This is a genomic window from Streptosporangium sandarakinum, from assembly GCF_050942225.1.
Lineage (GTDB): Bacteria > Actinomycetota > Actinomycetes > Streptosporangiales > Streptosporangiaceae > Streptosporangium > Streptosporangium nondiastaticum.
Genome location: NZ_CP192034.1, coordinates 6,437,312 through 6,457,512, shown reverse-complemented (window position 1 = coordinate 6,457,512; position 20,201 = coordinate 6,437,312). Strand labels below are relative to the sequence as shown.

Here is a 20,201-nt window from a genome sequence, read left to right as displayed (position 1 = left end):
GTAACCACCCCAGGTTGCCGGGCGGTCACGGCAGCCTTACAGGACAGGGTGAATGTAGGGGTTTCCGCCGGATAGGTGATCTTCATCCCTTTCCTGAACCCGCGGTTCCGCCGGAGCGCTCCGGCCTGACCGCGTGGGAGGCCGACGGCGAGGCCGTCCTACCCCGTGACCCTGCTCGGCCTGACCGCGTGGGAGGCCAGCGGGAAGACCACCCGCACGCCGTACCCTCCGCCGGGCTCGGGACCGGCCGACAGGCTGCCGTGGAAGAGCGCGACCCGCTCCCGCACGCCGACCAGCCCGGCCCCGGGTCCGCCCGTCGGCCCGGCGCGGCCGTCGAGCGGCCCGCTGTCGGTGATCTCCAGGAGCAGCTCCCGGGGCCGGTGGGCGATCCGCACCCTGGCGGTGGTGGGACCCGCGTGCCGCAGGGTGTTGTCCAGCGCCGCCTGCACGATCCGGTACGCCGACAGGTCCAGGCCCACGGGCAGCGGGCTCGGCTCACCCTCGACGCTCAGCCGCACGTCGAGGCCCGCGGCGCGCATCCGCTCGGCGAGATCGTCCAGGCGGGCGAGGGTCGGCTGCGGCGCCAGCCCGTCGTCCTCGGCGCCGGTGCGCAGCAGCCCCAGCGTACGGCGCAGCTCCTCCACGGCGGCCCGGCCGGTCTCCTCCACCACGTGCAGCGCCTCGCGCTCGGTGACCTGGTCGGGGCGGAGCGACAGGCGCGCGGCGCCCGCCTGCATGACCATCGCGCTGACGTTGTGTGCGACGACGTCGTGCAGCTCCCGGGCGATCCTCGCCCGCTCCTCGCTCGCCGTCCGCTCGTCAGCCGCCCACTCGCCCGCCGTCCCACCGCCTGCCGCTCGCTCGTTCACCGTCCGGCTGCTCGCCGTCTGGCCGTTCATCGTCCGGCTGCTCACCACCCGGCCGTTCACCGTCCGCTTCCCGCGCACCGGCTCGCGGGCGAGCAGTTCGCCGCGCTCCCGCGCGCGACGACCGATCCGCAGGTGCCGCCGTACGGCGAGGCCCGCGCCGACCGCGGCGCAGACCGCCGCCACCAGCGCCAGCGCCGGCAGCCGGCCGGCCGCGGTGGGGGGAAGACGGAGGCTCATGGGGCGAGGGTAGGGCGGGCGCCGGGCGCGCGGCATCCGCCGTGAGACTGATAGGAGTCACGACTCTCCCGCCGTCCGGGGGATGTGTGCCCGGCACCCGGCCCTACCGGCTCCCGGCCTTCCGGAAGCCGGTGGGGCCGGGTGCCGGGCCGGAGCCGCCGTCCGGCGCTCCGGCCCCGGTGAGGTCAGCGCTCGATCAGCGACATGTTCACGTACCGCTCGCCCCGGGCGCCGCCCGGCACCGCCGCCTCCAGCGCGGCGAGCTGGTCCGGGGTCAGCGTGACATCGGCCGCCGCCGCGTTCTCCTCCAGGTAGCGCAGCCGCTTGGTGCCCGGGATCGGGATCACGTCCTCGCCCCGGGAGAGCAGCCAGGCCAGGGCGAGCTGGGCCGCGGTGCAGCCCGCCTCCTCGGCGATCTTGCGCACCTCGGCCACGAGCTCCTCGTTGCGGGCCCCGTTCTCCCCGGTGAACCGGGGGTGGCGCTTGCGGAAGTCGTCGTCGGGCAGTTCCCCGGCGGGCGGCAGCGTGCCGCCCAGCAGGCCCCGGCTGATGGGGGAGTAGGCCACCAGCGCGACGCCCAGTTCCCGCGCGGCAGGCAGGATCTCCGCCTCGATGTCGCGGGTGAACAGGGAGTACTCGCTCTGCAGGGCGGCGATCGGATGCGTGGCGTGCGCCCGGCGCAGGGTCTCCGCGCTCACCTCCGACAGGCCGAGGCGACCGACCTTGCCCTCGGCGACCAGCTCGGCCATCGCCCCCACGGTCTCCTCGATGGGGACATCGGGGTCGCGGCGGTGCAGGTAGTACAGGTCGATGTGGTCCACGCCCAGCCGCTTCAGGGAGGCCTCGGCGGCCTTCTTGACGTAGGCGGGGCTGCCGTCGACGCCGCGGGCGTCGGGGTCGTCGCTCCTGACGATGCCGAACTTGGTGGCCAGCACCACCTCGTCCCTGCGGCCGGCGATCGCCCGGCCCACCAGTTCCTCGTTGTGGCCCCTGCCGTACATGTCGGCGGTGTCCAGGAAGTTCACCCCCAGGTCGAGGGCGCGGTGGATGACCGCGGTCGACTCGGCCTCGTCGGCCGCGCCGTAGAACTCCGACATCCCCATGCAGCCCAGGCCGATGGCCGAGACCTCGGGGCCGTTCCGGCCGAGACGGCGCCTGTTCATCGTGCCTCCGTTGTGGCGTAGAAGTCGATCTTGTAGTCGAGGATCCCCAGGTCCTCGGTGAGCCGCGCGATCCGCGTCCTGACCCGCTCCCGGTGGGCCTCCAGGATCCGCCGCCGTTCGGCGGTGGTCCCCGGGCCCCGGCGGCGCAGCTCGGCGTAGCGGCACATGTCCGCGATCGGCATGCCGGTCGATCGCAGCCTGGTCAGGAAGTCGAGCCAGGCCAGGTCGGACTCCGTGTAGGCGCGGTGCCCGCTCGGGTCGCGCTCCACCTCGTGGATGAGCCCGATCCGCTCGTAGTACCGCAGCGTGTGCGCGCTCAGTCCCGAGCGGTGCGAGGCCTCCTGGATGGTGATCCCCATATGTCTCACCTTGCCGCTTAGAGCGCGCTCGAAGTCAAGCGGGTCCCCCGGGTCGCCCGGCTCGCGGAGCGGTCCGGCAGGTGGGACACGTGATTCCGGAGGCGCGTGTCCCGCGAACGGGAACCCGGCCCGGAGGCGCGTCCCCGCGGGCGGGAACCCGGCCCGGAGGCGCGTCCCGCGGGCGGGAACCCGGCCCCGGAGGCGTCCCGTCCGCGGGCGCCGGCCCCGGAGGCGTCCCGCGAGGGGACTTCCGCTCCGGAGCCGTCCCGGGGGTCCGACCCTGAGGGGGAAGGCCCTACCCCCGGCGGTCTCCGCGCAGCTCAGAGGGGTCATGTCCGGGACGTCCCCGAAGAGGGTGACCCCACCCCGGGGCGGAGCCCCTCGGGGACGGCTCAGGGACGCCTGGGGACCATCTCCAATATTCCGAACCCCTGGTCGATCGCCATTTTTGAGTCATGGCGAGTCAGGCTTTCTCCGGAACAGGGATGATCCACGGCGGTTACGCGGCGATCGGCGCCGGAGCCGCGTCGATGGTGGGGCTGCACGTGGCCACGGGGCTGGACCCGGTGCACACGCTGATCAGCGAGTACGCGTTCGCGCCCGACGGGTGGCTGCTGCCCGTATCCCTCACGTTCTTCGCGGCCGGCGCCGCCGCCTTCGGGATCGCGCTGGCGCGGCGCACCGCGGACCGCGGGGCCGCGCTGCTGGTCGGAGCCTGGGGCCTGTGCATGCTGCTGATCGGCGTCTTCCCCACGGACGCGCCCGGCCTGCCGCTGTCGATGTCCGGGGGCATCCACCGCTACGCGGCGTTCGGGGCCTTCCTCGCCATGCCGGTGGCGGGCCTGATCCTCTCCAGACGGCACGCCGCCGGTTCCTACGCCCGGCCGGTGCGGCTGCTGAGCCTGGCGTCCCTGGGCGTGCTGGTGCTGGTGGTCCTGCCGTACGTGGTGCGGATGTTCGGGATCCCCCTGGCGGGTGAGGACATCCCCGCCGGGGTGACCCAGCGGCTGGTCGTGGTCTTCGAGGTGGCGGTGCTGGCCCTGGTCGGACTGTTGATCGCCGCCGGGTACCGTCGTACCCATGACCGTCCTCCGCTCCCTGCTGCTGTTCGCCCTCGCCGCCGTCGCGGAGATCGGCGGCGCGTGGCTGGTGTGGCAGGGCGTGCGCGAGGGGCGCGGGCCGCTCTGGATCGCGGGCGGTGTCCTCGCGCTCGGAGCGTACGGCTTCGCGGCCGCGTTTCAGCCCGCGCAGGACTTCGGCCGGATCCTCGCCGCCTACGGCGGGGTGTTCGTCGCGGGCTCGCTGGCCTGGGGAATGGTCATGGACGGGTTCCGGCCTGACCGCTGGGACGTGGCCGGCGCGCTGATCTGCCTGGCCGGAATGGCCGTGATCATGTACGCGCCGCGCGGCTGACCGGCGGTACGGCCGCCGCCCACGCGGGCGGCGGCCGTACCGTGTGGCGCGTCGCCGGCTACCGGTCGCCGTCGGAGCCGGTGAGCCCGGCGCGGCGCAGCGCGTCGGCCATCGCGCCGCCCGGCGCCTCACGCCGGCGGTCGCCACGCCCCTGCTGGCCGCCGCGTCCCTGCTGCCCGCCCCGCCCCTGCCGGCGGTCACCCTGGCCCTGCTGCCGGTCGCCGCCGCGGCGGCCGCCGTCGGCCTGGTCACGCCTGCCGCTCCCGCCGCGGGCGGGCTCGTCCTCCAGCCGGAGGGTCAGGGAGATGCGCTTGCGCGGGATGTCGACGTCGAGCACCTTCACCCGGACGATGTCGCCGGGCCTGACGACCTCGCGCGGGTCCCTGACGAAGGTGTGCGACAGCGCCGAGACGTGGACCAGGCCGTCCTGGTGCACGCCGACGTCGACGAACGCGCCGAAGGCGGCGACGTTGGTGACCACACCCTCCAGCACCATGCCGGGTTCGAGGTCGGAGATCTTCTCCACGCCCTCCTTGAAGGCCGCCGTCTTGAAGGCCGGACGCGGGTCGCGGCCGGGCTTCTCCAGCTCCGACAGGATGTCGGTGACGGTCGGCAGACCGAAGGTGTCGTCGACGAAGTCCTGGGGCCGCAGCGACCGCAGGACCGTGCCGTTGCCGATCAGCTCGCGGATGCCGCCGCCGGTGGCCGACAGGATGCGGCGCACCACCGGGTACGCCTCGGGGTGCACGCTGGAGGTGTCGAGGGGGTCGTCGCCGTCCGGGATGCGCAGGAAGCCCGCGCACTGCTCGAACGCCTTGGGGCCGAGGCGGGGCACCTCCTTGAGCGCCCGGCGCGACCGGAACGGGCCGGACGCGTCGCGGTGGGCGACGATGTTGTCGGCCAGGCCCGCCGTGATGCCCGACACGCGTGCCAGCAGCGGCGCCGAGGCGGTGTTCACGTCGACCCCCACCGCGTTCACGCAGTCCTCGACGACCGCGTCGAGCGAACGGGACAGCTTGGTCTCGGCGAGGTCGTGCTGGTACTGGCCGACGCCGATCGACTTGGGGTCGATCTTGACCAGCTCGGCCAGCGGGTCCTGCAGGCGCCGGGCGATCGACACCGCGCCGCGCAGCGAGACGTCCAGGCCGGGCAGCTCCTGGGCGGCGTAGGCGGAGGCGGAGTAGACGGAGGCGCCGGCCTCCGACACCACGATCTTGGTCAGCCCGGGGACCAGCTTCACCAGCTCGCCGGCGAGCTTGTCGGTCTCGCGGGAGGCGGTGCCGTTGCCGATCGCGACCAGTTCCACGTCGTGCTTCTTGGCGAGCGCGCCCAGCGTGGCGAGCGACTGGTCCCACTGGCGGCGCGGCTCGTGCGGGTAGATCGTGGCGGTCTCCAGCACCTTGCCGGTGGCGTCGACCACCGCGACCTTCACGCCGGTGCGCAGGCCCGGGTCCAGGCCCATGGTGGCGCGGGTGCCGGCGGGCGCGGCGAGCAGCAGGTCGCGGAGGTTGGCGGCGAACACGCGCACCGCCTCGTCCTCGGCCGCCTGCCACAGCCGGGTCCGCAGGTCGATGCCGAGGTGGACGAGGACGCGGGTGCGCCAGGCCCAGCGGACGGTGTCGGCCAGCCACTTGTCGGCCGGGCGGCCCCGGTCGGAGATGCCGAAGCGGTGGGCGATGCTCGCCTCGTAGGAGCCGGTGGGCTCCGGCTCGGGCTCCAGGGTGAGGGTGAGGATCTCCTCCTTCTCCCCGCGGAACATCGCCAGGATCCGGTGGGAGGGCAGCTTGGTGAACGGCTCGGCGAAGTCGAAGTAGTCGGAGAACTTCGCCCCCTGCTCCTCCTTGCCCTCGCGGACCGCCGAGACCATGCGGCCCTTCGACCACATCCGCTCGCGCAGCTCGCCGACCAGGTCGGCGTCCTCGGCGAACCGCTCGACGAGGATCGCCCGCGCCCCGTCCAGCGCGGCGGCGGCGTCGGGCACCCCCTCGCCGACGAAGGCCGCGGCGGCGGCCTGCGGGTCGACGGACGGGTCGGCGAGCAGGCCGTCGGCGAGCGGTTCGAGACCTGCCTCGCGGGCGATCTGCGCCTTGGTCCGCCGCTTGGGCTTGTAGGGGAGGTAGATGTCCTCCAGGCGGGCCTTGGAGTCGGCCGCGACGATCTGCGCCTCAAGGGCGTCGTCGAGCTTGCCCTGGGAACGGATCGACTCCAGGATCGCGGCCCGCCGGTCCTCCAGCTCCCGAAGGTAGCGCAGCCGCTCCTCCAGCGTGCGCAGCTGCGTGTCGTCGAGCGCCCCCGTGACCTCCTTGCGGTAACGGGCGATGAACGGCACCGTGGCGCCGCCGTCGAGCAACTCCACGGCCGCCTGTACCTGCCGCTCGCGCACACCCAGCTCGTCGGCGATCCGCTGATGAATTGACGTGGTCACGGTCTCTCTTTCCTCGGGACGGGCAGCCGGGGCGGGCGGCCCTGTGGGCAGCCCCAAAGCTACCGCGCGACCCCGACAGGGTCCGGCGGAGACAGACGGATGTCCCGGTGGTGCCCGCGAGCGGGGCGAGAGTGACGGGAGGGCGGCGCCGGCGTCGCGGCGGGCTCGGCGGTCGCGGCCGGGCGATGCGACACCGGCCGGATGCCCGGCCTTCCCGGCGGCGGCCGGACGGTGGTCGGGCGATGGTCGGACGGCGGCCGGACGGTGGTCGGGCGATGGTCGGACGGTGGCCGGATGTTGGCCGGGCGATGATCCGGCGGTGGCGGGGCGATGATCAAACGGTGGTCAGACGGTGGTCGGGCGGCGGTGGGCGGGACCGGGACGCGTCCCGGCCGGTTCGGGGCTGATCCGGTCGGCGAGCCGGCGCATGGCGCGGGCGGTCCACCGGCGGGCGGGACCGGGACGCCGAGGGGTCAGACGTGAGAGCTCGGCCTCGGCGATCGCCTCGGCGTGCGTCGTCCGGTACAGGGCGGTGATCTGGAACTCGTTGTTCACGGCTCTTCCCTTCTGGGAACGGGGGGTCTGCCTTCCGGGACCGGTTCGGCGGCCCGCGCCGCGGATCCTTCCGGTGGCGGGATCCGCGGCACGGGTCCTACGGGCGGGTGCGGACCAGGGAGATGTCGCCGCTCACGGTCTTGACGCGGATCTCGGTCCGCGGGGCCTCGTCACCGGGCCCGTCCGCCTCCTCCAGGCCGGAACGGAGGTCGCCGGAGACCGTGGAGACGTCGAGCCAGGCGCTCACCCCGTCGGCGACACCGATCCTGACGTCGCCCGACACGGTGTCGACCGACACCCGGCCGCGGGTCACCGCCCCGACCTCGACGTCGCCCGAGGCGCTGTGGATCTCCACCAGGTCACCGGCCGTCCCGATCGTGACCTCGCCGGAGGCGCTCCGCGTCCGGAAGGACGCGGCCGCCGTCTCGACGGTGATGTCGCCGGAGCCGCTCCTGACGGTGGTGTCGCCGTGGGCGGCGCCCAGCCTGACATCTCCGCTGGAGGTGGTGATCTGCGCCTCGCCGCGCAGCTCACGCAGCCGGATGTCGCCGGAGGAGGTCTGGACGCCGGCCTCGGCACCGGTGACATCACACGTGACGTCACCGCTCGCCGTTCTGACGTCAAGCCGGGCGCAGCGCTCGATCCGGACATCGCCGGAGGCCGAGCCGACCGCGACGTCCCCCAGCGGCCCGGAGGCGCGGACGTCGGCGGAGGCGGCGTCGAGGGCGACCGCCGACCCCTCGGGAAGGGCGACGAGCACGTTCACGCTCGCCGGACGTCCCAGCATCGTGCGCTGCTCGGGCACCTCGACGAGGATCGTGCCGTCGGCCAGCCGTTCGACGCGGGTCCTGCTCGCGGCCTCGGTGTCGGCGGAGCTGGACGGACGGGAGGGCCGGACCTCGACGACCGCGTCCTCGCGCGGGGCGGCGGTGACCTCCAGGAGACCGGCGGGGAGCTTGACCCGCAGGGCGACGGGTCCGGGGGCGGGGAACGAGGGCATGGCGGAATCTCCCTTTCGGGTACGGGGGATCATGGAATGGTGCCGGGGGAGCGGGAAGGCCCGGGGCTGGTGACCGCCGCTCAGGCGCGGACCGGCGGGCGCGGGGGCCTCAGCGGGCCCAGCCGCTGAGGCGCTTGCCGCTCCCGCGGGGACGCGGCTCCCGCGGGCCGTCCAGCAACGCGGCGGACAGCACGCGGACCAGCCACGCGTTGACCGAGACGCCTTCGGCGCCCGCCGCCTCCTCGACGCGGCTCTTGAGCGACTCGGGCAGGCGCAGGGTCATCCTGGCCGTGCCCTCCTCTCCCGGGAACGTCGGCGGGGTCGGCGGGGTCGGGGGGAACGGCGGTGTGGGGAAGCCGGGCGGCCCCGGCGGGACCGGGGCTCCCGGCGGCGCGAACGCGCCGGGCATTCCGGGCGGCGGCGCGAAACCCGCGGCCTCCCCGAAGTCCGGCGGTGTCACCACGAACTCGGGTTCGCGGTTGCGGATCCGTACCTCGACCGAGCCGGGTGCGAGCTCGCGGGTGACCTCGTCGGCCGCGGCCGACAGCACCTCGATGAGGGTGAGCCTGACCGCGGAGTCGAGTGACGTGGTCAGGTTCTCCACGGCGGCCCGGGTCTCGGCGTCGGCGACCGCCGCCGACGCGGCCAGTGCCCGGCGGAGGTTCTCGACGAAGGGCGTGACGTCCATGGGCACCACTATGACGCCATGAGTGACGTCACGTCAAGCCGTATGACGTCACTTGTGACGTCTTTCTGGATGCCGTATGGCGTCACGATGGTGCCGGCGGCTTCGGATCGCGAGTCGGGGGTCCCCGCACTGGGAGGAATGGAAATCGTTATCGGCGTTGTTGTGGGTCTCGTCGATCGGAAAAGGAGAAGGCCATGGCTGGAAACGAGCTCCGTCCCGTGATCAAGCTGCGCTCGACCGCGGGCACCGGCTACACCTACGTGACCCGCAAGAACCGGCGGAACTCCCCCGACCGGCTCACGCTCACCAAGTACGACCCGATCGCCCGGCGCCACGTGGAGTTCCGCGAGGACCGCTGAGATCCCGTTCCGCCGGTCCTCACCGCCCGGGGGTCTTCCCCCGGGCGGTCCCGGCGGGCGCGCTCCGGGCGGGGGCCCGGTGCCAGGCGCCGCGGGGCGCCGTTCCGTTGTGCCGCCGGGTCGCCGCGGGCCGGTCTCAGGGCGCGGCCCGGCTCCGCAGCAGGGCGTCGAGGTGGTCCAGGATCCACTCCCAGCTCTCCTGCGTGCCGGGATCGCTGTGACTGAAGCCGCCGGCCGCCTCCAGGCTGATGTAGCCGTGGAAAACGCTGCCCAGCAGCCGTACGGCGTGCGTCCGGTCCGCCTCCGTCAGGTCGTAGCCGCGCAGGATCGCCCGCGTCATCCGCGCGTGCCTGCCCCCGGCACTGGCGGTCGCCGTGTCCGGGTCGAGCCGGAGCCGCGTCGCGTCGTAGCGGCCAGGGTGCTCCCGGGCGTAGTCGCGGTAGACGTTTCCCAGTGCGGCCAGGGCGTCCCGGCCGGCCCGCCCGGCCAGGGCGGCGGCGGCCCGGTCGGCGAGCTCCTCCAGTGCGAACAGGGCGATCCCGGTCCTGAGGTCCCGCGAGTTCTTCAGGTGGGAGTACAGGCTCGCGACCTTGACGTCGAACCGCCTGGCGAGCGCCGAGAGGGTCACCTGGTCGAAGCCGACCTCGTCGGCCAGTTCCGCCCCCGCCCGGACCAGGCGTTCCGCCGTCAGCCCCGCGCGTGCCACGATCCTCCCTCCGTCTTCCTGCAGCGATTGTGTAGTTCCCGGAAGCATTCCGGCAACATGATCTGCCGGCGCCGTACCGGCGGGTGCCGGCGGTCGCCCCGCACGGCCGGACGGTACGGTCAGCCGCAGGTGATCTCGGTGAAGGCCGGGGGAGCGGCGGCGGAGCCCACGAAGCCGACTTCGGAGACGGTGGCCCCGGGGGAGAGGACGGCCCCCTCGGGCGCGTGGATCATCGCGATGGGGCCGCTCTGCATGGGCGTGCCGTTCCACGCCTGGGTGAGCTTGGCGCCCTGGGGGAGCAGCCACTGGATGTACCAGTCGCGCATCGGCCGGCCGGAGACGTTGCTGATCGTCGCGGCTCCCCGGTAGCCGCCCGGCCAGGACTCGACGAGGGTGACGGTGGCGGTGCAGCCGGCGGCGGACGCCGCCGCGGACCCGGTGGCGTCCGGGGTCCCCGTCGCGGCTCCGGTGGCGTCCCGGGGTTCCGCGGTGCGCCCGGCGGTGTGCCGGGTCTCCGCCGCGTGCCCGGTGGTGTGCCGGGTGTCCGCCGTACGGCCGGCGCAGGACGCCACGACCAGCGCCGCCGCGGCCCCCAGCGAGACGACGCCCAGCAGGGGCGCGATCCTCCGGGTCACCACCGCGGGGCCTCCTTCCGTGCGGGAACGCGGCGGACTGCGGCGGCCCCGGCCGGCGCGGACTGCGGGCGCCGGCCGGGGCCGCCTCTCACCGGGGATCCGTCAGGGGCTGGTGCAGGTCGGGGTGGGTGAGCCGCCGGTGCCGTTGGCGACGAACCCGAAGGTGGTCGAGCCGTTCGCCGCGACGGTCCGGTTCCAGTCGGTGTTCCTGACCACGGCGATCGATCCGGACGCGGTGTAGACGCCGTTCCAGACGCTGTTGATCGTGGTGCCGCTGCCCGGAGTCCAGCTCACCGTCCAGCCGTTGAGCGGGGAGGAGCCGCGGTTGGTCACGGTCACCTCGCCCTGGAACCCGCCCTGCCAGGAGTTGATCGTCCGGTAGGTGGCCGTGCAGGCGCCCGCGATCGGCGTCGAACTCGGGGTCACCGTGGGGGTCGCGGTGGGGGTCGCGGTGGGCGTCGAGGTGGGCGTCACCGTCGGGGTCGGGGTCGGCGTCGAGCCGGGACGGCCCACACCGGTCACCTCGCCCTTTCCGCCGTCGAAGACGACGTCGGAGCAGTTGTAGAAGGTCTCCGCGCTGTCGGAACGCTTCCACACCGAGTAGACGATGTGCCGGCCCGACTTGCCCGAGGGCAGGCGGGCGTCCCAGTAGTAGTAGGCGTCCGCGGTGCCCGCCGAGCCGACGCTCGCCGGGTGGTCGGCGGTGTAGAAGGGCTCCGCCTCAAGGTCGTCCCAGGTCAGCGGCCGGGTGGGGTCCCAGCCGTCCTTGGTGACGTAGACGTAGAACCAGCCGGGGTGCGCGGCCCACTTGTTGTACCGGAACTGGATGGAGCTTCCGGCGGTCAGGTGTGTCAAGGGCCAGTCGGCGTGCGGCAGGTCGAACCCGCTGTAGGTGGGGTTGCCGCCGCTGCACGCCTGCCCGTCGGGGATGAACCCGCGGGTGCGCCCGGCGCCGTCGGAACGGAGCACGCCGAACCAGTTGTACAGGGAGTTGGGGCCGCTCTTCGCGACCGCCGCCGCGCAGGCGGGGTTGACGGGGATGATCTGCCCCGTCTGCGACAGCCCGTCCTGCCAGCAGAGGTAGGTACGGCTGCCCGGCACCATCATCGCGCCGTGCGCGGACGCCGAACCGGGGACGAGAACGACCGCGAGCAATGCGGACAGGAGTGCGACCGCGCCCGCGGCGACGGCGCCTGGCCATTTCTTCACGGGATTACCTCCCCCTTCCGGGGACGACGAACCGCTGGTTCATGGCGGTGAAGCGCTCACGCGAGACGGACTTTAGGCCGTCGTCTCCGGGGAGTGAACGCGGTGCGGTCGCCGTGGGCGAGGCATGCGTCATCGACGCAGGTCAGCGAGGTGCGGGGATGAGCGGAAGGATGAAAGGTTCATGCCCCGGCCGACGGCGATCGCCGGGCCGGCTCGCCGTCGGCGGCCCCGCCGGGAGGAGGTGTCGCCCGGCGGACCGGCCGGGCCGTGATCGCCGGACCGGTCATCGCCGCCGCCTCCCGCCGCGGGTCGCGTCGGGCGTCCCGCCGGGGCCGTTCCCCGCAGGTCCCTACCGGGCGGCGAGTTTCTCCAGTGCCGGGCCGGCGAGCCGGTACGTGTGCCACTCGTCGAGGTGCACGGCGCCCAGCGACCGGTAGAACTCGATGGAGGGGGTGTTCCAGTCGAGGACCGCCCATTCCAGACGGCCGTAGCCGCGTTCCACGCAGATGCGCGCCAGCTCGGCGAGCAACCGCTTGCCGTGTCCCCCGCCCCGCCGGTCGGGGTGGACGAAGAGGTCTTCGAGGTGGATGCCGTGCTTGCCCACCCAGGTGGAGTAGGTGAGGAACCAGATCGCGAAGCCCACGGGCTTCTCCTCGCCCCGCTCGTCGCGCTCGGTGGCGAGGTGGCAGAACACCGCGGGGGAGTCGCCGAAGAGCGCCTCGTGCAGGTCGTCGGGGGAGGTCTGGACCTTGTCCAGCGATTTCTCGTACTCGGCGAGGTCGCGGATCATACCGATGATCGCTGGGACGTCGTCCGGTGTTGCGGGGCGAATCATGGATGAAGTTTAGGCCGTTTCCGACCCTGCCTTCCCGGCCCCGCCGCCCTGACCTGGGAGTCCTGGCCCGCCGCCCTGGCCCGGGAGCCCGGCTCCGCCGTCCCGGCACGGCGTCGCCGCCTCGGCGACCTGCTCCCGGTGGCCGGTCTCCCTTGCCTTCGAACACATGAGATGTTCAAATGAACCGTAATCCCTTGCGGATCGGTTCCGGCGGTCCTCCGTACGGCGAGGCTCCCGGGGCGGTCTCCGGCGGTCCGCCCGCGGCGGCAGGCCGGGTGCCGCGGGACCACCGCGACCGGTTCCGGCACGGAGACGAAGTTCGCCACGAGACGGAGGAGACGCGTGACCACCTGGATGCTGCTCGACTACGGCGAGGTCATCTCACTGCCGCAGCCGCCCGAGGACGTGACGGCCATGGCGGTCCTCGCCGACCTCGACACCGAGACGTTCCTCGACCGCTACTGGCGTCACCGGGACCTCTACGACCGGGGGAGACCCTCCCACGCCTACTGGGGCGACGTCCTGGACCGCGGGTTCTCCGAAGGGGACCCGCTGGTGGCCGCGCTCGACGCGGCCGACACCGCGAGCTGGTCGCGCCTCGACCCGGCGAGCCTGGAGGCGATCCGTGTCCTCGCCGGCCGCCACCGGCTCGCGCTGCTGTCCAACGCCCCCGAGCCGATGGCCGCGGCCATCGACCGCGCGCCGTGGGCGCAGGCGTTCGACCACCGCTTCTACAGCTGCCGTCTCGGCCTGGCCAAGCCCGACCCCGAGATCTTCGAGAAGGTCCTGCACAGGCTCGGCGCGGAACCGGGCGAGGTCACCTTCTTCGACGACCGGGCGGTCAACGTCGAGGCCGCCGCGGCGGTCGGCATCCACGCCGTCCTGTACCGGCCCGGCACACCCTTCGAGCGGCGGCCGGACTGACCGGGCCGCCGGGCCGTCCTTCCGGCCCGGCGGCGCCCCGGCCTCTCAGCGGCGCCCGGTGGTGGCGATGCCCTGGACGAAGTGGCGCTGGCCGAAGAAGAAGATCACGACCAGCGGGAGCGTGGTGATGACGCTCGCCGCCAGGACGATCTCCCACTTGGGGTCGCCGCCCTGGTAGAACTGGTCGACGATCGCCTTCAGGCCGCGCGGCAGCGTGTAGAGCGCCGGGTCCTGGAGGTAGATCAGCGGCTTCATCAGGTCGAACCAGCTCGCCTTGAGCTCGAAGATGAAGGCGATGATCAGCGCCGGTCTGGCCAGCGGCACGGCGATCCGCCGGAACAGGTCCAGGTAGGACGCCCCGTCCACCCGGGCGGCCTCGAAGACGTACCGGGGCACGCCCAGCAGGAACTGGCGCAGCAGGAAGATGTAGAACGCCGAGCCGAACAGGTTGCCCGCCCACAGCGGCACCTGCGTGCCGGTCAGCCCCACCGAGTTCCAGATGAGGTAGGTCGGCACCAGCGTGACCGCCGCGGGCAGCATCATCGTCGCCAGCACGCTGCCGAAGAGCAGGTTGCGGCCCGGGAAGCGGAAGTAGGCGAACCCGAAGGCGACGAAGGCGCTCGACAGGGTGACCGCGCCCGCCGCGACGACGCCGATGACCAGCGTGTTGACCAGCCACGCCAGCATGGGCGCCGCGTCCCAGACCGCCAGGTAGTTCTCCGGCGCGAACGGGTGGGGCCACGGGAGGAACGGGTCGGCGAACGTCCGGGACCGCGGCTTGAGCGACGCGACCACGAGCCAGACGAACGGGTACAGGAACAGGGCCGACGCCGCGGACAGCATGACCAGGAAGAAGATCTTCCGCGACCCGCGTCCGGCGTCGTCGGCCGGGCCGCCGGCCTCGACCCGGGGCCGCGCCCGGTCCAGCGTGGTGGTCATCCGGCGTGCTCCTCGGCTTCGTAGTAGACCAACCGGTTGCCCACCTTCACCTGGATGAGAGTGATCACCAGGATGACCAGGAACAGCACCCAGGCCAGGGCCGAGGCGTATCCCATGTGCAGGAACTGGAAGGCCTGCTGGAACAGGTAGACCACGTAGAACAGGGCCGCGTCGCCGTGCGACTGCTGGGCGACCTGGTTGCCGAAGAACATCGCGTACACCTGGTCGAACATCTGCAACGCGGAGATCGTGTTGATGATCACCACGAAGAAGACCGCCGAGCTGATCATCGGCAGCGTGATCGACCGGAACCGCTGCCACCGGCCGGCCCCGTCGATCATCGCCGCCTCGGTCAGCTCGCGTGGCACGTTGCGCAGCGCCGCGAACAGGATGATCGTGGTCGAGCCCAGGTTCCACAGCGACATCAGCACGATGCCCGGCAGGATCCAGTCCGGGTCGGTCGTCCACTGCGGTCCCTCGATCCCGAACAGGCCGAGGAACTGGTTGACCATCCCGGCCTGGCCGTTCAGCAGGAACAGGAAGAGCACGCCCACGGCGACGTACGGCGTCATGGACGGCAGGTAGAAGATCGTCCGGAACACGCCCGCGGCCCGCCCGGTGATCCGGTTGAGCATGAGCGCCAGGGCGAGCGCGAGCGCGATGGACAGCGGCACGTGCAGCGCCGTGTAGTAGACGGTGTTGCCGACGGCCCGGAGGACCTTCGGGTCCTGGGCCATCCTGGCGTAGTTGCCGAGGCCGACGAACTCCGGGTCGCCGATCAGGTCGAAGTCGGTGAACGACAGCACCAGGCTGGCGACCATCGGGCCGAGCTGGAAGACCAGCAGGCCGATCAGCCACGGCAGCAGGAAGACGTACGCCCACCGCGTCTCCGGACGGATCCGCCTCACCGCGGCCCCCGCGGGGCCGCCGACCGGCGGATCGCAGCGGGAATCACCGCGCGGATCACCGCGCGGACCACCGCGCGGATCACCGCGCGGACCACCGCGCGGATCACTGCGCGGATCACTGCGCGGATCACTGTGTCGCCTCGTCGATGGCCTGCTGCGCCTGCTGCTGTGCCTGCTTCATGGCGTCGGCCGGCTTCCTCTCGCCGAGCAGCACCCGGTTGCCCGCGTCCTGCCAGGCCTTGGTGAACTCGGCCGCGGCCGCCGACGGCGGCACCACGAACCCGGCCTGCTGCACCGAGCGGATCGTCTTGACCGCGTCGTCGTATGCCTTGTGCCCGCTGGGCTTCACGACCTCCGAGAAGATGACGTCGTCGGCCTTGACGTTGCCGGTGTAGGTGCCGATGTTGACCTTGCCCTCCTTGGCGCGCTTGTCGGCGCGGGCCTTGGCCGCCGCGATCCAGGTGTCGGCGGAGGTCATGGTCCTCATCCAGCGGCAGGCCACGTCGGGGTGCTTGGCGCCCTTGGGGACCACCCACGCGTTGCCGCCCACGTTGTTGACCGGGTTGCCCTGGCGGTCCTTGACCGGCAGCACGGTGATGTCGGCGTCCGGCGTCGTGCCCGCCATGGCGCTGACCACGAACTGCTCGGTGAGCATGGCGCCGAGCTTGTCGGTGGCGAACGGGTTCTCCTCGCCGAAGTAGTCGAAGGTCTCGGTGAACGCCTTCAGCTTCTTCCAGCCGCCCTGCGACTCCACCAGCCGGCCGGCGTAGTCGAGGGCCTCGACGACCTTCGGGTCGTCGAGCTTCGCGGTGCGGCCGTCGGCGGACAGGATGTCGGCGCCGTTGGCCTTGGCCCACAGCGGCAGGAACTCCGGCAACTTGGGATAGAAGCCGAACCGCTCGATCCTGCCGTCCCGGACGCGGTTCATCTTCTCCGCGAGCTTGGCCAGTGCGTCCCAGTCGGAGGTGTCGATGCTCGCCGGATCGACCCCGGCGTCCTTGGCGGCCTTGTTGTTCACCAGCAGGACGATCGAGTTGTAGAACTCCGGAATGGCGTACCACTTGCCGTCGTACTTCGACTGCTGCTGCGCCGCCGGGTAGAAGTCGTCGGTGGCGATCTTCTCGCGGGAGACGCAGTCGTCCAGCGGCTGGATGGCCCCACGCGCGGCGTAGCTGCCGATCCGCTCGCGGCCCAGGTAGACGACGTCCGGCGGGTTGCCGCTCGCCACCGCCGACAGGAACGCCTGCTCGTCGAACTGGCCCTCGTTGATCGCGACCTTCACGTCCGGGTACGCCTTCTTGAACGCGTCGACCCGGACGGTGGCGATCTCGTCGGGGAGGCCGAATCCCATCGTGGTCAGTGACGATCCCGCACCACCGCCCGCCGCTCCGCTTCCGCCGCCGCTGTCACCGCTTTTCGCTCCGACGCCGCCGCAGGCGCTGAGGGCCGCCACCAGAAGGGCCACGGCCGAGATACGGCCCGGGTGGTATTTGGGCATCCACGCCTCCTCGGTTCACTTGTGCGAAAGACCCCTTCCCTTAAAGGAAGGGTTAAACGTGGATTTTCCGGTAATGGAAATACGAATCCGTTTTTATTCCTTGTACGGCGGGCATCCGGATTCCCCGTACGGCGGGCACCCGTAGTACGCCGGGCATCCGAACGGGACGCCGGGGGCGGAACCGGGAACGGGCGGGCGAGCCGTACGGGAACGGCGGGCGAGCCGTACAGGAGGTCCGCGCGGCCGTTCGGGAGGCTCGCGCGGCGGAACCGGGCCGGAGGGCGCCCCGGCGGATCACCGCAGGGGGGCGGGCGGACCCGATGGCCCCTCGACGGTCCTCCGTGATCTCAGGGGAGGAGACGGGTCACAGGGAGAGCGAGACGTTTCCCTCGAAGGCTCGCAGGACGGACTCGTCCACGCTCGCGTCGATGGGGAAGGCGTCCCTGAGCCGGGTGAGGTCGAGCAGGCGCCCCAGGAAGCCGTGCACCCCGGCCAGCCGCAGCCAGCCCTTGAGCTCGTAGGCGCGGCGCAGGCCGCCGAGCAGCGCCCACACGCCGGTGGAGTCGCAGAACCTCAGCTCGTGCACGTCGATGATGATGTGGATCCGCCCGCGCGCCAGCAGCGCGGAGAGCGCCTCCTCCAGATCGGAGGCGGACAGCTTGTCGAGATCGCCGGCCAGCGATACCACGGCGAACCGCGGCTGGTCGTTCACGGCGATGGAGAGCCGGTTCATCAATATGTGCCCCGCTGTCCACAGCTGTTGGAAACAGCGCCCTCGCGACCTCTCCGCCCTCTGGGGAGAGCGGTTGCTCGCTTTCCCCGGTCGAGGTGGGCGACGGACAACCCTGCCCGTTTCGATCACGGGAACCATATCAGCGAGGGCCTTCCCGCCGGGCGGACCCGGCGTTCTTCTCACCCCGCCTGACGGCTCCCTACGGAGCGTGCAGAGACGGATAACCGCTGCGACCACCGTACGCCCGGGCCGGGCACAGTTCAATGCTGCCGGGGCCCGACCCGCCGCGCCCCGGGAGGGGGATCGTCGCCCGGTCGTCCGCCCCGGTCAGCCCTGGTCGTCCACCCCGGTCACCCCCGGCGTCCATCCCGGCGCCCGCCCGCGCCCGGCCGGCGTCCGCCCCGGTCCGGGCGGGCGTTTGCCCCGGTCCGGGCCGGGCACCCGGAGACCATGGCCACCACAGACCGGGCGGTGCTCACCGTCAACGCGGGCTCGTCGAGCCTCCAGCTCCACCTCGTCCGCGACGGCGAGGTACTGCGCGTCGAGCACAGCGAGCGGAGCCCGGACCCGGCGGAGGTCGAGCGGACCGTGGCGGACTTCCTCGACGCCGCCGGAGACCACGAGATCACGGCCGTCGGGCACCGCCTGGTGCACGGCGGCGAGGCCGTACGGCGCCCGACGGTGGCCGACGACGGCGTGGTGGCCGCGGTGCGCGGGTACGCCGACCTCGCCCCGCTGCACGTGCCGCCCGCGCTGGCGCTCGTCGAGGCGTGCCGCCGGCTGCTGCCCGGCGTCCCGCACGTGCTCTGCCCCGACACCGCCTTCCACGCCGGTCTGCCCGAGAGCGCCGCGACCTACCCGCTGCCCGCGGAGTGGCGCGAGAAGTACGGCCTGCACCGCTACGGCTTCCACGGCCTGTCCTACTCCTGGGCGCTGGGCCGGGCGGCGGAGCTGCTGGACAGGCCCGCCGGGACGCTCCGGCTCGTCTTCACCCACCTCGGCGGCGGCTCCTCGGTGTGCGCGGTCCGCGAGGGCCGCAGCCTGGACACCTCGATGGGCTTCACACCGCTGGAGGGCGTCCCGATGAGCAAGCGGTCGGGCAGCGTCGATCCCGGCATGCTGCTGTGGCTGCTGTCGGACTCCCGGCTGACCCTTGCGGAACTGCGCGACGGCCTGGAGCACCGCTCCGGGCTGATCGGGCTGTCGGGGGGCGTATCCGGTGACACACGGGAGCTGGTGAAGGCCGCCGACCCCGCCGCCGCGCTGGCCCTCGCTGTGTTCGCCCACCGGGTGGCCAGGGAGATCGGGGCCGCCGCGACGAGCCTGGACCGGCTGGACGCGCTGGTGTTCACCGGGGAGATCGGCTGGGACCAGCCGGAGGTCCGCGAGGCCGTCTGCGCCCGGCTCGGCCTGCTCGGCGTCGAGCCGCCGGTCCGTGCCGCGGTGGAGGAGGACGGGGTGGTGAGCGCGCCGGGCGCGGCCGTACCCGTCCTGGTGGTCCGGCCGCGGGAGGAGCTCCAGCTCGCCCGCGACACCCTCGCCGCGCTCGGCGGAGACGGGAAGAAGACACCCGGTGGGGACAGGAAGACGGGAGAGATCAGGTGACGGTGAGGAATCTCGTGCGCGGCGCGGTCGCCGGGGCGGGCGCGACGGCGGTGATGAGCGTGGTGACGCTCGCCGGGCAGCGGGCGGGGCTGATGCCCGACCAGCCTCCCAAGCGGATCGCCCGCGCCGTCCTGCCGGGCCATCGGCACCGTCCCAAGCCGGGGGAGAAGGCGCTCGGCACGATCGCGCACTTCGGGTTCGGCGCGGCCTGCGGCTCCCTGCTCGCGCTGCTCCGCGGGGGACGCCGCGCGCCGGTCACCCTGGGCGCCGGCTACGGCCTGGCCATCTGGCTCGTCAGCTACCAGGGCTGGGTGCCGGGCTTCGGCATCCTGCCGCCGATCTCCGGCGACCGGCCCGGTCGGCCGGCGGTGATGGCCGCCGGCCACGTGGCGTACGGCACGGTGCTCGCCGTCCTGCTGGACCGTCTCCGCCGCGGTCCAGAGCGGGAGGCGTAGGGCCGTCCCGATGGACGGCGGCCACCGGGTGGGGCCGGCACGGCCGGGACGCGGCGCGTCAGGCCGGGTAGGGGGCCGTGGAGGAGTCCTCGTGGCCCGTCGGGTTCAGCTGACAGCCGTGCTCGTCACAGTGGTCGGCGTCGGCGTCGTCGAACCACACGCCGCCGTCGGCGAGGTAGCGGAAGCGGATGGGCCTCTCCGATGGGACGGTGAGGCTCACCTGGTAGGTGCCGTTCCTGCGCTGCATCGGGTGGGCGTAGGGATCCCAGCCGTTGAAGTCGCCGACCAGCGAGATCCCGCCGGCGGCGTGGTCGGCCGGCACGCTGAAGGTGAGCTTGACCTGTCCGTTCTTGGTCGGTTTGCCACGCTTGATCATTGAAGTTCTCCTGACTCGCGGTCTCCATGAGTAGCCGGCCGCGAGCGCGGTGACGGTGAGACGCCAAGGTCACGTCGGTCTCCCGTCGCCGCCTCCGCCAGAGGGCGGCGCCGCCAGGGAGACCGGCGTCCAGTCACGGCCGAGCCGGTACGATCCATCAGGATCGTTACCGCGAGTGATGGTTCGACAACCCGCATGTGCTGATTTTTGAGCGGGATCACGTCCGACTTTGACCGGATCATGGCGATTGGCCGGGCCTCGGACGGTGGACGGCGGTTTCACCCCGCCGGCGGTGCGTCCCCGGTCGGCG

Annotated in this window: 21 protein-coding genes and 1 pseudogene; 6 read left to right on the top strand and 16 right to left on the bottom strand. The window is 72.7% G+C overall.

The window, feature by feature from the left end; genetic code table 11:
- Positions 1–158: 158 nt before the first annotated feature.
- The 3 genes from ACQP10_RS29695 to ACQP10_RS29685 all read right to left on the bottom strand — a co-directional run bounded on the left by ACQP10_RS29695 (position 159) and on the right by ACQP10_RS29685 (position 2,628).
- Positions 159–1,106 carry a sensor histidine kinase gene (locus ACQP10_RS29695; RefSeq protein WP_433540106.1) on the bottom strand — a complete coding sequence of 316 codons (948 nt, stop codon included), beginning with the start codon at positions 1,104–1,106 and terminating at the stop codon, positions 159–161.
- 185 nt (positions 1,107–1,291) lie between these two features.
- A complete protein-coding gene (locus ACQP10_RS29690) occupies positions 1,292–2,269 on the bottom strand; it encodes an aldo/keto reductase (RefSeq protein ID WP_390000133.1) in 978 nt (325 codons plus the stop codon).
- Entirely contained in the window at positions 2,266–2,628 is a 363-nt protein-coding gene (locus ACQP10_RS29685; RefSeq protein ID WP_433540105.1) for a MerR family transcriptional regulator, read from the bottom strand. Before ACQP10_RS29685 ends, ACQP10_RS29690 begins: the two co-directional genes overlap by 4 nt.
- A 455-nt stretch (positions 2,629–3,083) precedes the next feature.
- On the opposite strand from ACQP10_RS29685, the pseudogene ACQP10_RS29680 reads away from it, so the two are divergent.
- Positions 3,084–3,620: pseudogene (locus ACQP10_RS29680) on the top strand (DUF998 domain-containing protein); the annotation flags it as partial.
- Between the two features lie 88 nt (positions 3,621–3,708).
- On the top strand, positions 3,709–4,041 hold the full coding sequence (locus ACQP10_RS29675) for a YnfA family protein (protein ID WP_179824192.1): 333 nt from the start codon (positions 3,709–3,711) through the stop codon (positions 4,039–4,041).
- 58 nt (positions 4,042–4,099) lie between these two features.
- On the opposite strand, the gene ACQP10_RS29670 is transcribed toward ACQP10_RS29675, so the two are convergent.
- The 4 genes from ACQP10_RS29670 to ACQP10_RS29655 all read right to left on the bottom strand — a co-directional run bounded on the left by ACQP10_RS29670 (position 4,100) and on the right by ACQP10_RS29655 (position 8,709).
- On the bottom strand, positions 4,100–6,466 hold the full coding sequence (locus tag ACQP10_RS29670) for a Tex family protein (protein ID WP_390000138.1): 2,367 nt from the start codon (positions 6,464–6,466) through the stop codon (positions 4,100–4,102).
- A 345-nt stretch (positions 6,467–6,811) separates the two neighbouring features.
- A complete protein-coding gene (locus ACQP10_RS29665; protein WP_399500094.1) occupies positions 6,812–7,021 on the bottom strand; it encodes a hypothetical protein in 210 nt (69 codons plus the stop codon).
- 97 nt (positions 7,022–7,118) lie between these two features.
- Positions 7,119–8,021, bottom strand: a complete 903-nt coding sequence (locus tag ACQP10_RS29660; RefSeq protein WP_433540104.1) for a DUF4097 family beta strand repeat-containing protein — start codon at positions 8,019–8,021, stop codon at positions 7,119–7,121.
- Positions 8,022–8,130: 109 nt separating this feature from the next.
- Positions 8,131–8,709 (bottom strand): toxin-antitoxin system HicB family antitoxin, encoded by a 579-nt coding sequence (locus tag ACQP10_RS29655; protein WP_399500092.1) that lies wholly within the window; start codon positions 8,707–8,709, stop codon positions 8,131–8,133.
- 194 nt (positions 8,710–8,903) lie between these two features.
- On the opposite strand from ACQP10_RS29655, the gene rpmG reads away from it, so the two are divergent.
- Complete coding sequence (rpmG, locus tag ACQP10_RS29650; RefSeq protein ID WP_189247198.1) at positions 8,904–9,068, top strand: 50S ribosomal protein L33; 165 nt, start codon at positions 8,904–8,906, stop codon at positions 9,066–9,068.
- A 136-nt stretch (positions 9,069–9,204) separates the two neighbouring features.
- Here the strand turns inward: rpmG and ACQP10_RS29645 are convergent, their stop codons facing one another.
- From ACQP10_RS29645 to ACQP10_RS29630, 4 genes are all read right to left on the bottom strand, one after another.
- On the bottom strand, positions 9,205–9,774 hold the full coding sequence (locus tag ACQP10_RS29645) for a TetR/AcrR family transcriptional regulator (protein WP_390000147.1): 570 nt from the start codon (positions 9,772–9,774) through the stop codon (positions 9,205–9,207).
- A 119-nt stretch (positions 9,775–9,893) separates the two neighbouring features.
- Positions 9,894–10,412 (bottom strand): cellulose binding domain-containing protein, encoded by a 519-nt coding sequence (locus ACQP10_RS29640; protein ID WP_433540103.1) that lies wholly within the window; start codon positions 10,410–10,412, stop codon positions 9,894–9,896.
- A gap of 99 nt (positions 10,413–10,511) precedes the next feature.
- A complete protein-coding gene (locus ACQP10_RS29635) occupies positions 10,512–11,618 on the bottom strand; it encodes a lytic polysaccharide monooxygenase auxiliary activity family 9 protein (protein ID WP_346019509.1) in 1,107 nt (368 codons plus the stop codon).
- A 349-nt stretch (positions 11,619–11,967) separates the two neighbouring features.
- Positions 11,968–12,453 (bottom strand): GNAT family N-acetyltransferase, encoded by a 486-nt coding sequence (locus ACQP10_RS29630; protein WP_346019510.1) that lies wholly within the window; start codon positions 12,451–12,453, stop codon positions 11,968–11,970.
- Positions 12,454–12,795: 342 nt separating this feature from the next.
- Here ACQP10_RS29630 and ACQP10_RS29625 point away from each other — a divergent pair, with 342 nt between their 5' ends.
- Positions 12,796–13,377 (top strand): HAD-IA family hydrolase, encoded by a 582-nt coding sequence (locus ACQP10_RS29625; RefSeq protein ID WP_179824174.1) that lies wholly within the window; start codon positions 12,796–12,798, stop codon positions 13,375–13,377.
- Between the two features lie 45 nt (positions 13,378–13,422).
- Here ACQP10_RS29625 and ACQP10_RS29620 read toward each other — a convergent pair whose 3' ends face one another.
- The 4 genes from ACQP10_RS29620 to ACQP10_RS29605 all read right to left on the bottom strand — a co-directional run bounded on the left by ACQP10_RS29620 (position 13,423) and on the right by ACQP10_RS29605 (position 17,455).
- Positions 13,423–14,316, bottom strand: a complete 894-nt coding sequence (locus tag ACQP10_RS29620) for a carbohydrate ABC transporter permease (RefSeq protein ID WP_433540102.1) — start codon at positions 14,314–14,316, stop codon at positions 13,423–13,425.
- Positions 14,313–15,224, bottom strand: a complete 912-nt coding sequence (locus ACQP10_RS29615) for a carbohydrate ABC transporter permease (RefSeq protein WP_346019512.1) — start codon at positions 15,222–15,224, stop codon at positions 14,313–14,315. Before ACQP10_RS29615 ends, ACQP10_RS29620 begins: the two co-directional genes overlap by 4 nt.
- 127 nt (positions 15,225–15,351) lie before the next feature.
- On the bottom strand, positions 15,352–16,722 hold the full coding sequence (locus ACQP10_RS29610; protein WP_399500088.1) for an extracellular solute-binding protein: 1,371 nt from the start codon (positions 16,720–16,722) through the stop codon (positions 15,352–15,354).
- A 364-nt stretch (positions 16,723–17,086) separates the two neighbouring features.
- Complete coding sequence (locus ACQP10_RS29605; protein WP_346019514.1) at positions 17,087–17,455, bottom strand: STAS domain-containing protein; 369 nt, start codon at positions 17,453–17,455, stop codon at positions 17,087–17,089.
- Between the two features lie 450 nt (positions 17,456–17,905).
- Here ACQP10_RS29605 and ACQP10_RS29600 point away from each other — a divergent pair, with 450 nt between their 5' ends.
- Together ACQP10_RS29600 and ACQP10_RS29595 are read left to right on the top strand one after the other, a co-directional pair.
- Entirely contained in the window at positions 17,906–19,060 is a 1,155-nt protein-coding gene (locus tag ACQP10_RS29600; RefSeq protein WP_433540101.1) for an acetate/propionate family kinase, read from the top strand.
- Positions 19,057–19,515, top strand: coding sequence for a DUF6789 family protein (locus ACQP10_RS29595; RefSeq protein ID WP_346019516.1), 459 nt, complete (start codon positions 19,057–19,059; stop codon positions 19,513–19,515). Before ACQP10_RS29600 ends, ACQP10_RS29595 begins: the two co-directional genes overlap by 4 nt.
- Positions 19,516–19,573: 58 nt before the next feature.
- Here the strand turns inward: ACQP10_RS29595 and ACQP10_RS29590 are convergent, their stop codons facing one another.
- Positions 19,574–19,891, bottom strand: a complete 318-nt coding sequence (locus ACQP10_RS29590; protein ID WP_346019517.1) for an isoamylase early set domain-containing protein — start codon at positions 19,889–19,891, stop codon at positions 19,574–19,576.
- Positions 19,892–20,201: the final 310 nt, after the last annotated feature.

Bases quoted from the DNA above. Each gene is read 5' to 3' on its own strand.
- ACQP10_RS29695 (WP_433540106.1), bottom strand. From the start codon at position 1,106: ATGAGCCTCCGTCTTCCCCCCACCGCGGCCGGCCGGCTGCCGGCGCTG.
- ACQP10_RS29690 (WP_390000133.1), bottom strand. From the start codon at position 2,269: ATGAACAGGCGCCGTCTCGGCCGGAACGGCCCCGAGGTCTCGGCCATC.
- ACQP10_RS29685 (WP_433540105.1), bottom strand. From the start codon at position 2,628: ATGGGGATCACCATCCAGGAGGCCTCGCACCGCTCGGGACTGAGCGCG.
- ACQP10_RS29675 (WP_179824192.1), top strand. From the start codon at position 3,709: ATGACCGTCCTCCGCTCCCTGCTGCTGTTCGCCCTCGCCGCCGTCGCG.
- ACQP10_RS29660 (WP_433540104.1), bottom strand. From the start codon at position 8,021: ATGCCCTCGTTCCCCGCCCCCGGACCCGTCGCCCTGCGGGTCAAGCTC.
- ACQP10_RS29655 (WP_399500092.1), bottom strand. From the start codon at position 8,709: ATGGACGTCACGCCCTTCGTCGAGAACCTCCGCCGGGCACTGGCCGCG.
- rpmG (WP_189247198.1), top strand. From the start codon at position 8,904: ATGGCTGGAAACGAGCTCCGTCCCGTGATCAAGCTGCGCTCGACCGCG.
- ACQP10_RS29630 (WP_346019510.1), bottom strand. From the start codon at position 12,453: ATGATTCGCCCCGCAACACCGGACGACGTCCCAGCGATCATCGGTATG.
- ACQP10_RS29620 (WP_433540102.1), bottom strand. From the start codon at position 14,316: ATGACCACCACGCTGGACCGGGCGCGGCCCCGGGTCGAGGCCGGCGGC.
- ACQP10_RS29610 (WP_399500088.1), bottom strand. From the start codon at position 16,722: ATGCCCAAATACCACCCGGGCCGTATCTCGGCCGTGGCCCTTCTGGTG.
- ACQP10_RS29605 (WP_346019514.1), bottom strand. From the start codon at position 17,455: ATGAACCGGCTCTCCATCGCCGTGAACGACCAGCCGCGGTTCGCCGTG.
- ACQP10_RS29600 (WP_433540101.1), top strand. From the start codon at position 17,906: ATGGCCACCACAGACCGGGCGGTGCTCACCGTCAACGCGGGCTCGTCG.
- ACQP10_RS29590 (WP_346019517.1), bottom strand. From the start codon at position 19,891: ATGATCAAGCGTGGCAAACCGACCAAGAACGGACAGGTCAAGCTCACC.